Genomic DNA, 14,503 nt, shown 5'->3' on the forward strand with positions numbered 1-14,503 from the left:
GTGATCCGGCCAGGCCGGGTCACTTGAATGTCATGGGATCAGTAGCGCGGCGGCTGGGCCGGAATCTGCGGAACCGGATCGGTCGAAATCGACACCGGCGCGCCCGATTGCAGCTTGAGCTGGCCGACGGCGACGACCTTGTCGCCCGCCTTCAGACCCTTGATGATTTCGACGCGACCTTCGACCCGGCTGCCGGTCTGCACGAAGGTGCGCACCGCGGAGAGACTGGTCTTGCCGTCCTCTTCCTTCTTCTCGGTGATCACGAAGACCGAGTCGCCGTACAGCGTGTAGTCGACCGAAGTCTCTGGAACGGTGATCACGGCCGGCTTGTTCGGCAGCACCACCGTGGTGGTCACGAACATGCCGGGCTTCAGGATCTTCTCCGGATTGGAGACCGTTGCCTGCACGCGGATATTCCGGGTGTCGCTCGCGATCTGCGGCTCGATCGTAGTGATCTTGCCCTCGAAGGTGCGGCCAGGATAGGCGTCGACCTTGAGCCGCACAGTCTGCCCGACCTTGAGACTGCCAGAATCCTTTTCGGTCACGGTGAAGTTGGCCCACAGTTCGGAAAGATCTGTCAGCGACACGATCGCCGTACCTGCCGTCAGATATTGGCCGACCTCGACCTTGCGGACACCGAGATCGCCGGCGAAAGGTGCACGCACCAGTTTCTGCGAGATCAGCGCCTCGGTCTTGGCGATGCCGGCCTGCGCCTGGTCGTAGGCGGCCTGCGCGGTGTCGACGGTCGCCTGCGGACCGAACTGGCGAGCGGCGAGCTGCTTGGCGCGATCGAGCGACAGCTGCGCCACGGTCGCCTGGGCCTTGTAGTTGGCAAGGTCGCCCTGCTCCGGCGCATCGAACAGCTGCACCAGCGGCGTGCCGGCTTCGACACGCGTGCCCGGCTCGAACTTGATCTCGGTGACGCGGCCATTGACGTCGGCGCTGACGTCGACCTGGTGCACGGCGACGAGGCCGCCGACTGCGGTGAGCAGGTTCGGCACCACTTCGGACTTCGCCTCCGCCGCGCTGACTGCGGTCGGCGGCGGCTTGTTGTTGGCGAAGAACTGCTTGATCATCTGGCCGCGAAAATAGTTGAACCAGACGAGGCCGCCGACGAGCACGGCGAGCAGCGTGCCGACGATGACGAACCAGAGCACCGGACGGGCCGGACGCTTGGGAGCCTTGTTGTCGATCGGTTCGCCCGAAATCTTGTGTTCGGTTACGATGTTCATATCATGCACTTTCTGCAATCGCCGTCCTGCCAGCATCCGCGGCCTGATTGTGGCCCAGATGCGCAGCAATTGCGGCGTCGTTAAGTCCGATACCTCTCAGGAGAAACTCACACAGCTGCCGCTCGAGCTCGCTTGCCTTGCCGTAGACGAGGCAAGGCGTCGCCGGCAGCCTGGTCAGCGCAGCGGTCATCACCGTGTGATGCGCAAACCAGAACAGGTTGAGCGGCTCGCCGCTGAATGGCCGCGCGTCGCCGGCGGCAACGGCACGTTCGAGCGAGGCGACGAAGGCCGCTCCGATCAGCGTCTCGATCTTGGCATATAGCAAACGGGCGAATTCGCCATCATCCAAATGGCTGGTGGCCATCAGCCGCAGGCGCTGCGCCTCTTCCTGGTCGGGACCATCGGCGACATTGAGGAAATGCCCGACCATGCCACGAATCACTTCGACCAGCGTGGCGGTCGACGGCTCCCGTTCGAGCAGCTCCATCAGGGCCGGGTCCGCCTCGCATTCGTCGCTGAGGATCTCGGCGTAGAGCGCCGCCTTGGACGGGAAATGCTTGAACAGCAACGCCTCGGAAATGGCAGCGGCGGCCGCCACGCTCTTCGTCGTGGTGCCGGTATAGCCATGCCGGGCAAAGCAACGCTTTGCGGCGCCGAGGATCAATTGACGCCTCAGGTCGCTCGTCATACGCAGTGAACTCATGCGAGTGAGTAAGCACTCACCCACGCAGAAGTCAAGCCAAATGGTGCGATGCAACCTGTGAGACGACCGAAAAAAGGTATCTGTGGGTTCTAGATCGGCTGGAAGCCGAGATCCCTACGAAGCCGGTTGAGGATGTAAGTCCCATCCCGGCTCGGCAAAATGCGCTCCAGGCCGGCGCTGTCGATCTTCACATTCGCAAAGCGCGGCCCGGCCGAGACGTCGTGGACGGTATCGGCAAAGGCTTCAACTTCGGCCATGGTCGTGACGGCCCGGCTGTCCTCGATGCCGCAGGCCCTGGCGATGCCGACGAGATCGGCGGCGGCCGAGGTGTGGCTGGTCTGGCCGCCTGTCTCGCCATAGGCCTCATTGTCGAGCACTGCGATCGAGAGGTTGGGCGGCTTCTGCAGGCCGATCGTGGCAAGGCTGCCCATGCCCATCAGCATTTCGCCGTCGCCGGTGATGACCAAGACCGGCAGCTGCGGCTGCGCCAGCGCCAGGCCGAGCCCGATCATCGCCGCGCCGCCCATGCCGCCCCAAAGGTAAAAGTTGCGAGCGTGGTCGCCCGCCGCGCACATGTCGTTGGTCGAGGCGCCAAGGCCGCCGATCGCAACGGCGTCCTTGCGGTTCGCGAGCAGCGTGGACACCACCTGCCGCCGATCGAGGAGATTGGCCTTGCTCATTTGGTGAATACCTTGGCGCCGATCAGGCGCTGCGACAGAAGGACGGCGGTAGGGGTGAGCGCGTTGTAGGCCTGCGACGCGGCGGCCTCCAGCACGGCCGGCACCTCGGCCGCGTTCGAGGCGCGCAGTACCTTGACGCCGGAGAGCTCGAACACGCCCTGCGTGGTCGATCCCATCGGCACCTGCCACGGATTGAACTCGCCCCACTCGCCGCGCATGGTCACGAGGGTGAGGAATGGAAAGCGTAGGATGGGGATCAGCGACAGCATGTTGATGCAATTGCCGACGCCGCTCGACTGCATCAGCAGCACGCCGCGCTGCCCGCCGGTCCAGGCGCCGGCGAGGAGCGCCACGCCCTCCTCCTCGGTCGTCAGAGGAATGCCGCGCATGGTGGGGGACTCCAGCACGTGCTGGATCAGCTTCGAATGGCCGGCATCGGGCACATAAGGCACCTGCCGGACGTCGAAGCGCTGCAAGGCCGCAAAGATATCGTCGGGCCAAGTCGGGGCCGTGTCGGGAGCGTCAGCGCGCGCGTGCATTTTCCTGTCCGGTCGGCTAGCAGTGTCCGAAGACTGTAGACGCATGCACGTCTCGACCAGAACAACAAAAACGGCATATCGGCTTTAACCGGCGAGTATAACGGGATGAACGCAGACGCGAAGGAGCTGGCGAAAAGCTTCGACCTCGAGAAGCCGACGCCGGAGTTCTACGACAACCCCTACCCGACCTATCGTGCACTGCGGGAGAACGAGCCGGTCAAGCGGCTGCCCAGCGGCACCGTGTTCCTGACCCGCTATGACGATCTCGTCACGACCTACAAGAACACGAAATCGTTCAGCTCGGACAAGAAGCGCGAGTTCGCGCCGAAATACGGCGACACGCCGCTCTACGAGCACCACACCACCAGCCTCGTCTTCAACGATCCGCCCTCCCACACCCGGGTGCGGCGCCTGATCATGGGCGCGCTGTCGCCGCGGGCGATCGCGGGGATGGAGGGCGATCTCATCAAGTTGGTCGACGGCCTGCTCGACGCCATCGCCGCCAAGGGGGCTTGCGAGCTGATCGAGGATTTCGCCGCGTCCATTCCCATCGAGGTGATCGGCAATCTGCTTGACGTCCCTCACGAGGAACGCGGGCCGCTGCGCGACTGGTCGCTCGCGATCCTCGGCGCGCTCGAACCCGTGGTGTCGCCCGAAGCGGCTGCGCGCGGTAACAAGGCGGTGGAGGACTTCCTCGCCTATCTCGAAACGCTGGTCGCGCGGCGGCGCCAAAAGCCCGGCAATCCCGAGCGCGACGTGCTAACACGCCTGATCCAGGGCGAGGAGAATGGCGAGCGGTTGACCGAGAAGGAGCTGCTGCACAATTGCATCTTCCTGCTCAATGCCGGCCACGAGACCACCACCAATCTGATCGGCAACGGCCTCGTCGCGCTCGACCATCATCCGGAGCAGAAGCAGCGCCTGATCGGCAACCCCGGCCTGATCAAGACCGCGATCGAGGAGATGCTGCGCTACGAGAGCTCCAACCAGCTCGGCAACCGCATGACCACGGAGAGGGTCGAACTCGGCGGCGTGATGCTCGATGCCGGCACGTCGGTGACGCTGTGCATAGGCGCCGCCAACCGCGATCCCGCACAGTTTCCGGAACCTGAAAGCTTCGACATCGCGCGCACGCCGAACCGGCACCTCGCCTTTGCCACCGGGGCGCATCAATGCGCCGGCATGGCGCTGGCGCGGCTGGAAGGCGCGATCGCGATCTCGCGCTTCCTGGCGCGCTTCCCGAACTATGCCGTGAGCGGTAAGCCGGTGCGTGGCGGGCGGGTGCGGTTTCGGGGCTTTTTGAGCGTGCCCTGCTCGATTGGGTGAGGCCTCCAAAACCAAACTGCGAAAACAACCCCATGCACAGTAGAGCGTCGTCGGAGAAGGATGCCTGCGGCATCGACCAACCAGCTGATATGTCGAGCAAATCAGCAGTGTAGGCGCGCGGTGCCTAAATACCTAAACCACCGTCTTGTGCCGTGTGATGCAGGTGCTGAGCACCTCGTCCATCGGCTTGCCCCACCAGTCGCTGGAGAAGATCTCGATCTCGGAATAGCCGGCAAAGCCCTGCGCTTCGACGGCCCGGCGCACCGATTTGATGTCGATGACGCCGTCACCCATCATGCCGCGGTCGTTGAGGATGTCCTTCGTGGGCACCAGCCAGTCGCAGACGTGGAAGGCGAGCAGGCGGTCCTTGCCGGCGCGCGCGATCTGCTCCGTCAACTCCGGGTCCCACCAGATGTGATAGACGTCGAGCGCGACGCCGAGCATGCCGCTGCGGCCAGGATCGAGCCGGTCGCAGATGTCGAGCGCCTGTTTTGTCGTGTTCACACAAGCGCGGTCGGCCGCATAGGCCGGGTGCAACGGTTCGATCGCCAGCGGCAGCTTCGCCTGTTTGGCGTAGTCGAGCATGTCGGCGAGTGCCTCCTCCACCTGTCCACGGGCCGCCACAATGTCTTTCGAGGCCTCGCTGCCCGGCCGCGAATATTGCGGCAGGCCTCCGACGACCAGCACGATGCAAGGCGCACCGAGCGCCTTGGCTTCGTCGACGCAGCGCCTGTTATCGTCGCGCACTTCGCCCCGGCGAGAGGCGTCCGAGGTGAACATGCCGCCGCGGCAATAGCCTGACAGATCGAGGCCGGCATCGCGCACCGCGCGCGCGGCGCGCTCGAGACCGACCGCGGCGACCTGGTCGCGCCAGGGATCGATGGCGCGGATGCCGTGCCTCGCACAGGCATCGATGATCTCGACGAGGTCACCCTGCTTGCGGACGGTCGCCGTGTTCAGCGACAGCCAGCGGTGGTCGGACGAGAAATCGCGCATCAGGATTCGATACCGTGGGTGGCGAGCACGGTCTTCATCCGCTGCGTCGCGAGTTCAGAGTTGGCGAGCAGGCCGGCCTTGTCGGCCAGACGGAACAGCTCGGCCAGATGCAACGTGGAGCGCGTGCTCTCCTGCCCGCCGACCATGGTGAAATGATCCTGATGCCCGTTCAGATAGGCCATGAACACGACGCCCGTCTTGTAGAAGCGCGTCGGCGCCTTGAAGATGTGGCGCGACAGCGGCACGGTCGGTCCGAGCACGTCGTGGAAGCCCGCTTCGTCGCCGGCCGCGAGCCGCGACAGCGCGTAGGACGCCGCCGGCGCGATCGCATCGAAGATACCGAGCAGCGCGTGCGAGAAGCCTTCGCTATCGCCGGCAATCAACTCCGCATAATTGAAATCGTCGCCGGTATACATCTTGATGCGCTTGTCCAGGCGGCGGCGCATGTCGATCTCGCGCCGCTTGTCCAGCAGCGATACCTTGACGCCGTCAATCTTGCCGGCGTTGCCGTTGATGATGGCGACCGCGATGCCCATCGCCTTGTCCAGATCCTTGGTGCCCCAATAGCCTGACAGCGCCGGATCGAACATGTCGCCGAGCCAATGGATGATCACGGGCTCGCGAACTTGCGACAGCACCCGGTCATAGACCTTCGCGTAATCGTCGGCATTGCGGCCGAGTTTCGCCAGCGCGCGCGACGCCATCAAGATGATGCGGCCGCCAACCTTTTCGACCGCCGACACCTGCTCCTCATAGGCGCGGATCACGTCGTCGAGGCTCACGGCGTCCTCGACCGCGAGATGATCGGTGCCGGCGCCGGAGAACACCAGCGCGTTGCGCCGCTTCGCGGCGCCGACCGAGCGCGTGATCAGCTCAAGCGAGGTCGGCCAGTCCAAGCCCATGCCGCGCTGCGCGGTATCCATGGCCTCGGCAACGCCGAGACCGAGATCCCAGACGTGCTCGCGGAAGGCGATGGTCTTGTCCCAGTCGACGGCGACCGACAGCCAGGGGTCGTTGTCGGCGAAAGGATCGGCGACGGTGTGCACGGCCGAGAAGGCGATGCGGTTCAGCGTCCCCTCCAGCTTTGCGGGGAACGTTCGCGAGGCCGCGAGCCGGTAAGTCTCGATCGAACGGTCGGCCTTCGGCAGCTTGAGCGACAGGGACGACATCGGCAGGACGGGCTTGTTCATGATTTCGAACCTCTCCCCGTCATCGCGAGAGCGAAGCGACGAAGCAATCCAGACTGCCTCTTCGGAACGACTCTGGATTGCTTCGCTTCGAGCACAATGACGGCTTGGTAAAAATCGGGGCTTATCCAATCAACCTCAGACCTTGATCGGGGCGACGTCAATCCAGCGTCGCTCCTTCCAGCTCTTCAGCGCGCATTCGGCGAGCTGCACGCCCTTGACGCCTTCAAGCAGCGTGAACTTGTAGGGCGCGTCCTCGCAGACGTGGCGGATGAACATCTCCCACTGCTCCTTGAAGCCGTTATCGTAGGTGACGTTGTCAGGCAGCTTCTGCCAGTCGCCGTAAAAGTCATGCAGCCGCTTCTCGTCGGGATTCCAGACCGGCCTCGGGGTAGCCTGCCGCGCCTGGATCATGCAGTCTGTGAGGCCCGCAACCGCTGAACCGTGCGTGCCGTCGACCTGGAAGGTGACGAGGTCGTCGCGATAGACGCGTGTCACCCAGGACATGTTGATGTGGGCGATGGCGCCGCCCTTGAGCTGGAACGTGGCATAGGCGGAGTCGTCGGCGGTCGCCTTGTACTTCTTGCCCTGCTCGTCGAACCGCTCGGGAATGTCGGTGTTGCCGATGCAGCTCACGCTCTCCACCTCTCCGAAGAGATTGTCGAGCACGTAGCGCCAGTGGCAGACCATGTCCAGGATGATGCCGCCGCCGTCCTCGTCGCGGTAATTCCAGGACGGCCGCTGCGCCTCCTGCCAGCCACCTTCAAACACCCAATAGCCGAACTCGCCGCGTACCGAGAGGATGCGGCCGAAGAAGCCGGAGTCGCGCAGGAAGGCGATCTTCTTCAGGCCCGGCAGGAACAGCTTGTCCTGCACCGTGCCATGCTTGATGCCCTTGGAATTGGCGAGCTTGACGACCTCGAGCGCCGCCTCGAAATTGGTCGCGATCGGCTTCTCGCAATAGACGTGCTTGCCAGCATTGATGGCCTGAGTCAGCAGCCCGGGGCGCGCCTGCGTGGTGGCGGCGTCGAAGAACATGGTGTCGTTCTTGTCGGCGAGGGCCGCGTCGAGATCGGTGGTCCAGCGCGTGATGTTGTAGCGCTTGGCAAGGGCCTCGACCTTCTCGGCGCTGCGGCCGACCAGGATCGGGTCCGGCATCACGCGGTCGCCGTTCTTCAGGCGCACGCCGCCCTGGTCGCGGATCGCGACGATCGAGCGGATCAGATGCTGGTTGAGCCCCATGCGGCCGGTGACGCCGTTCATGATGAGGCCGAGGCGTTGGGTGGTCATGCCAAATGCTCCTGAAGTGATCTTGGCTGTTCGAGCGGACGGAGCGCCGACCAGTCCGGATGGACCGAGGTGGCGAAGCCCGTTGCGTGAAGCGATCCCGTCAGGAGATCGCCATCGTGGATGGAGAGCCGGATGCCCTGCCCGGTGTCAGTGTAGAGATCGGGATGCGCGGCCGCGAAGGCCTGCGCTTCTGCGACTGGCGTGTCGCCAAAACCGTCGACATAGTGGTGGCCGTTGCGCTCGGCATGGGTGACGCCGAGGAAAGCACCGAGCGCGAGATCCTGCTGCACGGCAAGGCCCGCCTGACAGGTGAGGTCCTCGCCGGTCACGAAGAACCTTTCGCCGCTCGCGCTCCACTTCGTCGCGCGCGTCGCGTTGACGATGGACTTGTACAGCCCCTTGCAGGACTTGGAGGAAATGCCGCAATAGCCCAGCGCCCGCGCCGCCGGGAAAGCATCGTAGGAATCGTCGGCCTCATCGATGATGAAGCCATGCGAGGCCAGCGAGCCGAGCGGGGATTGCCGCGTGATGTCGCGCGGCATCGGTTGCTCGACATAGAGCAAGCGCGAGGCGATCGGCCGCAATGCGGGATCATGATCGAGCCGGTCCATCAGCGCGCCCAGCACGGCAAGATCGGCGTACTGCTCGTTGGCGTCGAGCGTCACCTTGGTGCCGCGCCCAAGCGTATCCAGCTCCTTGCCGATCCGCACCAGTCGCGACGCATCGGCCACGGGCTCGCCCGACAGCTTCAGCTTGAAGTAATTTGCGCCGGCGCTTTCGTGGGCATCGGCAACGCCGCCCTCGCCTTCGACGGTATCATCGAGGCCGACGGTATGCCTGATGGCAACACGAGGTAGGGGCTTGCGGCCGGAGAGAAACGTGCTGATATCCCTCTCGCTCAGGTCAGGGGACAGCCGCGCGTCGATGCCGGCAAGGTTGGCGGCCATCCCGTCGAAGAAGCTGGTCTCGACGCCGCGCAGCAGCGCATCAAGGATCGCCTTATCGATCTCCGCCGGACCATAGGCCGCCGCAAGCGCCGGAATGTTCTTTTTTGCACAGGTCGCGACCTGGGCGCCAATGCACGAGGCATGGAGGTCAAACGCCGTCAGAAATCCCGTCCGTGCCAAATAAAGCCCGCGCGCGATTTCCAGCGAGCGGCGCAAGTCGTCGACGGTCTGCGCCGGCGACAGCTCAGGCCGCTTGTCGAACCATTTGGGCACCAGCAGTTCGGCGCTGGCGCCGACCGCCGATCCCCTACCCTCGACCTCGATCTCGACCCGCACGAACAGCTGCGGCGTCGCGTTGATGGTCACCGCGCCAAAGCGGAACGGCCGCGCGAACTGCACGGGACGTTCGAAGAAGGAGATGTCTCGCAGCTTCAGGCGCGGCGCCATGGTGCTTCCGCATGTGAGCTTGTTGGAAACCGGTCTTGCCGCGCGGGCAGTGCACCTCGCCCGCTTGCGGGAGAGGTCGGCGCGCAGGGCCGGGTGAGGGTTCTTTCCGCTATGGGACAATCCCGATGCGGAGATACCCTCTCCCCAGCCCTCCCCCGCACGCGGGGGAGGGAGCGCACCTTGGATGTGGTCGGCCTGGAGAACACCATCGCTAACTTAATCCAACGCCCCTTGCGAGAAAAAGTGCTTGCGAATGCGCTGCACGAGCTCGGTGAAAACAGGGTCAGCCATCACGTCGAGCGAGCGCGGGCGCGGCAGCGGCACGTCGTAGATCGCGGCGATCGCGCCGGGGCGCTCGGTCATGACCAGCACGCGGTCGGCGAGAAACACGGCCTCCGGAATCGAATGCGTGATCAGCAGCACGGTCTTCTTCGTCTCACGCTGGATCCGCATCAGCTCGACATTCATGCGCTCGCGCGTCAGCGCATCGAGCGCGCCGAACGGCTCGTCCATCAGCATGATCTTGGGATCGTGCACGAGCGCCCGGCAGATCGAGGCACGCTGCTGCATGCCGCCGGAGAGCTGCCAGGGCAGCTTCTTCTCGAAACCTTCGAGCCCGACCAACCTCAAGAGCGCCTTGGCGCGATCGAGATATTTTTGCCGCGGCAGCCGCTTCATGTCGATCGGCAGCATGACGTTGCCGAGGATGTTGCGCCAGGGCAGCAGCAGCGCATTCTGGAACACGATGCCGACATTGCCGTGCGGCGCCGTCACCTTCTCGCCCTCGACCAGGATCTCGCCCGTCGTGGGCGGCAGCAGGCCCGAGATCAGCTTGAGCAGCGTGGACTTGCCGCAGCCGCTGGGGCCGACCACGACGAAGAACTCGCCGTCGTTGATGTGGAAGTCGAGCGGACGCAGCGAGGGCACATCGCCATCGCGCGTCCGGTAGGTTTTGGACACGCCTGATAGCTTGATGCCCGACGCGTCGCCGGCAGCCCGGTCGCTCACCAATCTCAGATGTGCGGCCGGCTGCGCGTCACCCGCCACCTTCGTTGCTGCGGTCATCTCATCAAGTCCACTCAACAACAGGAACCGTCATTCCGGGATGGTCCGAAGGACCAGCCCGGAATCCCGAGATTCCGGGTTCGATGCTTCGCATCGCCCCGGAATGACGGTGTGTGCTGGTTTCACGAGCCACTCTTCGGCAGATAATCGTTGGTGTAGAAAGCCTTCGGGTTCTCCTTGGCCTTGGCATCGAGGCCGCCATATTCGACCAGCAGGTTCACAGTCTCGGTCATGTCCTGGTCAGTGACCTGGAACGGCCGCTTGCTCTTGGTCTCCGCCGTCCGATAGAGCGGAATGGTCAGCTCGAAGCCCTGCGTCAGCGTGTCGATCTTGCCGCCCTTGGGGTTGGAATCGAGGATCGATTGCGCCGCGGCTTTCGGCTCCTTCTCAGCGGCTTCAACGGCCTTGGTCGTCGCCGACATGAAGCGGCGGACGAGATCGGCATTGGCCTTCACATAGTCGGTGTTGGCGATGATGCCCGAGGAGACCATGTTGATGCCGTAGTCGGCGAACTTGATCGGATAAACGTCCTTTCCGGTGGCGTCCTTGATCTTCATCGACTGGTCCATGACGTAGCCGAGCAGGAGGTCGGCCTGGCCGTTGATGACAGCGTTGAGCTTGGTCTGGCCGTCGCCGGCAACCGTCTTGAAGTCGCTTTCCTTCAAGCCGGTCTTCTTCAGGAACAGCGGCCAGATCTGGGTCATGGAGTCGGCCGGGGTGATCGCCACCGTCTTGCCCTTGATGTCCTCGGGCTTCTTGATGTTCTTGTCGACGAAGCCCATCGCGGACATTGGGCTGGTCTGCAGCAGCACGCCGGTCGCAACCACGGGCGCGCCCTTGATCGCGGCTCGCATCATGGTGGGGACGTCCACATAGCCGAAATCGGCGGTCTTGGCCGCGACGGCCTGCGTGGTCGCAGCCGAGCCGCGACCTTCCTGGATCTCGAGTTCGATGCCCTCGGCGGCGTAGATGCCCTTGGCCTTGCCGTAATAGAACGGCGCGTGCTCGCCGTAGACGTACCAGTTCAGCATCAGCACGACCTTGTCGGCCGCCTGCGCCGGCATGGCTGCGAAAGTCATCAGCACCACTGATGCAGCCCCAATCCACCGCTTCATCGTCACTCTCCCTTGCCGTTGTTGCGTCGGCCGTTGGTGGCCGTTCGTTGCTTCACTTCAGAATACCTAAGAGGCGAAAATCACGTCTTCGCGCTGGCTGACATGCCAGGGAATGACCAGCTTCTCGATCCGGTCGACGACCCAGAACAGGACCACGCCGAGCAGCGCGAGGATGACGAGGGCCGCGAACATCGTCGGTAGATCGAAGGTGCCGATCGAGCGCTGCATGACGTAGCCGATGCCGGAATTTGAGCCCACGAACTCGCCGACGACGGCGCCGACCACCGCGAGCGTCACCGACACTTTGAGCCCCGAGAAAATCGCGGGCAGCGCGTGCGGCAGGTTCACCGCACAAAACACCTGAAAACGGCTGCCCTGCATGGCGCGGGCGAGATCGACCATGTCGGGGTCGACCGACTTGAACCCCTGCACGGCGGAGACCACGACGGGGAAGAAGCCGAGCAGGAACGCCGAGATGACCTTGGGAATGATGCCGAAGCCGAACCACACCACGAACAGCGGCGCGATCGCGATCTTCGGCACGGACTGCGAAAACACCAGCAGCGGATAAACGTAGCTCTCCACCGTCTTCGAGCCCGCGATCAACATCGCGATGGGAATGCCGAACAGTGCGGACAGCGCGAAACCGCAGACGGTGGCATAGGTCGTCGGCCAGGACTGGCGCAGCAGTTCCGGCCATTCCGTGCGCAGCACCGCGACGACATCGAGTGGCGCCGGGATCTGATAGGCGGGGATTTTGAATAGCCGGATCGAAATATCCCAGGCAACCACGATGAAGACGAGAAACAAGAACGGCCGGACCCAGGCGGCATTCAGCACCTTGGACACTGCACCTTGCTGCTTCAGCTCGGCCAATTTTCACTCCCGGCATTCTTCTTGGTCGTCCGAAGAAATTAACCCGTTGGATAAATACTGTCCAGAGCTTTCCCTGTGACGTTTTGCGGCGGTTCCGGGCATGGGTGAGGATCCGCACTGGCGGTTCCGGGCTCCGCACTGGCACTTCCGTGCCCGGGCGCGCTTGCGGAGCTTGCGCTGCTGCGCAGAACGGGGACCCCGAGGCCGCGTGCTCCACTGAAGCATGGGCCCGGCTCTGCAGCGCATCACTTACGTGCTGCGCTGCGTCCGGGGCACGAGATCGCCCCGCCCACGGTGTCAACGGGGAATCCTACGCTGCGGCTTTTGCGCATGCCACCAGTGTCTCTGGATACTGGGCCGATCAAGTCTGGCGATGACGCGGAGGTTGGGGAGACAGCGACTACACCGTCTGCGCCACCACGCTCCGCGACTTTGGCGCTTTCGCAATCTCGAACAGCGCTACGGACTGTCCTGTCAGCGCCGCCAGCACGAGGCCCACCATATGGGCCAGCCGCTCGTCCTTGGCCTTCTTGTCCAAGAGATCGCGGCCGAAGATCACGCTGAGCGTCGCCGAGTTCGAGAGATAGAAAAAGCACAGCCCTGCGATCGAGATGTAGAGCTGCACCGGATCGACTGCGACCTGGAAGTCGCCGCCATCGACGCCGCGCCGCACCACGGTGCGGATCATCTCGACGAAGGGCGAGTGCATCGACTTGACCTTGGTCGACTTCTTCAGGTGCTTTGCGCGCGCGAGGTTCTCGGTCTGAAGCAGCGACAGGAATTCGGGATTGCGCAGGAAGTAATTCCAGGTGAACTCGATCAGGCGCCTGATGGCCTCCGGCGGATCGAGATGTTCGAGATCGAGCCCCCGCTCTTCGCTGCGGATCTTGTCATAGGCGCCTTCGAGCACCGCCAGATAGAGCTCGTCCTTGTTGCCGACGTGGTAGTACAGCATGCGCTTGTTGGCGCCGGCCTTGGCCGCGATACGGTCGACACGCGCGCCGGCAAGGCCATGGGCGGAAAACTCCTGCTTGGCGGCTTCGAGAATGCGCAGCCGCATCCCCTCGGGGTCACGCTGCCATTTCGGAGTTCGCTTTGCCTTCGCCAACCTGGGTGCTCACTGAGTGGTCTCAGGATGCCGTGTAACACGCGCGCGCCGTCATTGCGAGGAGCGAAGCGACGAAGCAATCCAGACTGTCACCGCGGAAGGATCCTGAATTGCTTCGCTCCGCTCGCAATGACGGGTGTCCATCAATCCACCGGCTTGGGCGAACGCTCCAGCAGCACCGTCTGTATCCCGCAGGTCCCGTTCCGCACCGTCATGATCCGCGTGCCCGGCTTGCGGCCGTTGCGGACCTCGCTGACGTCGAGACCTGCAGCGACCAGGCGGGCGCGGGTGGCGTCGATGTCGGCGACCCGCCAGCTCAGGCCCCACAGACGGTCGTGCGTGAGGTCACCGCCGGCGACGGGCCGGCGCACCACTTCGACGATGAGGTCGCCGCAGCGGAAGAACATCAGCTGGCCCCAATCCTGGTGCGAGCGGTCGAGCGCCAGGTCGAGGCCGAGCCGCGCGCCGTAGAGCGCGGCGGCGCGTTCGGAATCCTCGGTGGTGATCACGACATGGTCGAGCGCATCGATTGGCGCGATGTCGGTCGCCGGAGACAGCGGGCGCTCGTCGGCCAATTCGAGGAAGAACATGCGCACGCCGCGGGTGAGCTCCGTGGCGGCACGGGTGCGCTTCCAGTGCAGGACGTTGCCTGATTCAGCGTCGCTGCTCTCGACCTCGGCGACCGGGTCCGGTCTCAAGGCCACCCGTTCCAGCCGGCGCTGCATCCTGCCGATGTCTGCGACACGAAAGCACAGGCTGGCGAGCACACCTTCCTGGTCGTGGAGCAGCGCGCGCATGCGGTCCGCAGTCACGCTGAAGCCGCTCGGCGCCATCAATTCGATCGTCATGTTGCCAAGGGTGAACAGCACCCGGTCGGCGCCCTCGCCCGAATTCTGCCAGGCCGGCGCGCGGGCGAGCAGCGTCTGGTAGGCCGCCCTGGCCGCACCGATATCGCTCACCAGAACGACGATGTGATCGAGCCCGGTGATCAT

General features: G+C 64.2%; 14 protein-coding genes. 1 reads left to right on the plus strand and 13 read right to left on the minus strand.

Annotated features, from left to right (window positions below; translation table 11 throughout):
• Window positions 1-38: 38 nt before the first annotated feature.
• From IVB28_RS23635 to IVB28_RS23650, 4 genes are all read right to left on the minus strand, one after another.
• On the minus strand, window positions 39-1,232 hold the full coding sequence (locus IVB28_RS23635; protein WP_247529401.1) for an efflux RND transporter periplasmic adaptor subunit: 1,194 nt from the start codon (window positions 1,230-1,232) through the stop codon (window positions 39-41).
• 1 nt (window position 1,233) lies between these two features.
• Entirely contained in the window at window positions 1,234-1,920 is a 687-nt protein-coding gene (locus tag IVB28_RS23640; protein ID WP_247530144.1) for a TetR/AcrR family transcriptional regulator, read from the minus strand.
• Window positions 1,921-2,024: 104 nt separating this feature from the next.
• Window positions 2,025-2,615, minus strand: a complete 591-nt coding sequence (locus tag IVB28_RS23645) for a thiamine pyrophosphate-dependent enzyme (RefSeq protein WP_247529403.1) — start codon at window positions 2,613-2,615, stop codon at window positions 2,025-2,027.
• Window positions 2,612-3,154, minus strand: coding sequence for a phosphonopyruvate decarboxylase (locus IVB28_RS23650; protein ID WP_247529405.1), 543 nt, complete (start codon window positions 3,152-3,154; stop codon window positions 2,612-2,614). The genes IVB28_RS23645 and IVB28_RS23650 overlap by 4 nt, the downstream gene beginning before the upstream one ends.
• 105 nt (window positions 3,155-3,259) lie before the next feature.
• Here IVB28_RS23650 and IVB28_RS23655 point away from each other — a divergent pair, with 105 nt between their 5' ends.
• Window positions 3,260-4,480 carry a cytochrome P450 gene (locus IVB28_RS23655; protein WP_247529406.1) on the plus strand — a complete coding sequence of 407 codons (1,221 nt, stop codon included), beginning with the start codon at window positions 3,260-3,262 and terminating at the stop codon, window positions 4,478-4,480.
• Window positions 4,481-4,612: 132 nt separating this feature from the next.
• Here IVB28_RS23655 and IVB28_RS23660 read toward each other — a convergent pair whose 3' ends face one another.
• From IVB28_RS23660 to IVB28_RS23700, 9 genes are all read right to left on the minus strand, one after another.
• Window positions 4,613-5,476, minus strand: a complete 864-nt coding sequence (locus IVB28_RS23660) for a sugar phosphate isomerase/epimerase family protein (protein ID WP_247529407.1) — start codon at window positions 5,474-5,476, stop codon at window positions 4,613-4,615.
• Complete coding sequence (locus IVB28_RS23665) at window positions 5,476-6,666, minus strand: dihydrodipicolinate synthase family protein (protein WP_247529409.1); 1,191 nt, start codon at window positions 6,664-6,666, stop codon at window positions 5,476-5,478. The genes IVB28_RS23660 and IVB28_RS23665 overlap by 1 nt, the downstream gene beginning before the upstream one ends.
• A 135-nt stretch (window positions 6,667-6,801) precedes the next feature.
• A complete protein-coding gene (locus tag IVB28_RS23670) occupies window positions 6,802-7,953 on the minus strand; it encodes a Gfo/Idh/MocA family oxidoreductase (RefSeq protein WP_247529410.1) in 1,152 nt (383 codons plus the stop codon).
• Window positions 7,950-9,347, minus strand: coding sequence for a hypothetical protein (locus tag IVB28_RS23675; RefSeq protein WP_247529412.1), 1,398 nt, complete (start codon window positions 9,345-9,347; stop codon window positions 7,950-7,952). Before IVB28_RS23675 ends, IVB28_RS23670 begins: the two co-directional genes overlap by 4 nt.
• Before the next feature lie 216 nt (window positions 9,348-9,563).
• Window positions 9,564-10,412, minus strand: a complete 849-nt coding sequence (locus tag IVB28_RS23680; RefSeq protein ID WP_247529414.1) for an ABC transporter ATP-binding protein — start codon at window positions 10,410-10,412, stop codon at window positions 9,564-9,566.
• Window positions 10,413-10,534: 122 nt separating this feature from the next.
• On the minus strand, window positions 10,535-11,527 hold the full coding sequence (locus tag IVB28_RS23685) for an ABC transporter substrate-binding protein (RefSeq protein ID WP_247529415.1): 993 nt from the start codon (window positions 11,525-11,527) through the stop codon (window positions 10,535-10,537).
• 66 nt (window positions 11,528-11,593) lie between these two features.
• Window positions 11,594-12,403, minus strand: a complete 810-nt coding sequence (locus IVB28_RS23690) for an ABC transporter permease (protein ID WP_247529416.1) — start codon at window positions 12,401-12,403, stop codon at window positions 11,594-11,596.
• 400 nt (window positions 12,404-12,803) lie between these two features.
• Complete coding sequence (locus IVB28_RS23695) at window positions 12,804-13,511, minus strand: TetR/AcrR family transcriptional regulator (protein WP_247529417.1); 708 nt, start codon at window positions 13,509-13,511, stop codon at window positions 12,804-12,806.
• Between the two features lie 143 nt (window positions 13,512-13,654).
• Window positions 13,655-14,503, minus strand: coding sequence for a VOC family protein (locus IVB28_RS23700; RefSeq protein ID WP_247529418.1), 849 nt, complete (start codon window positions 14,501-14,503; stop codon window positions 13,655-13,657).

It is taken from the genome of Bradyrhizobium sp. 199, assembly GCF_023073355.1.
Taxonomy (GTDB): domain Bacteria; phylum Pseudomonadota; class Alphaproteobacteria; order Rhizobiales; family Xanthobacteraceae; genus Bradyrhizobium.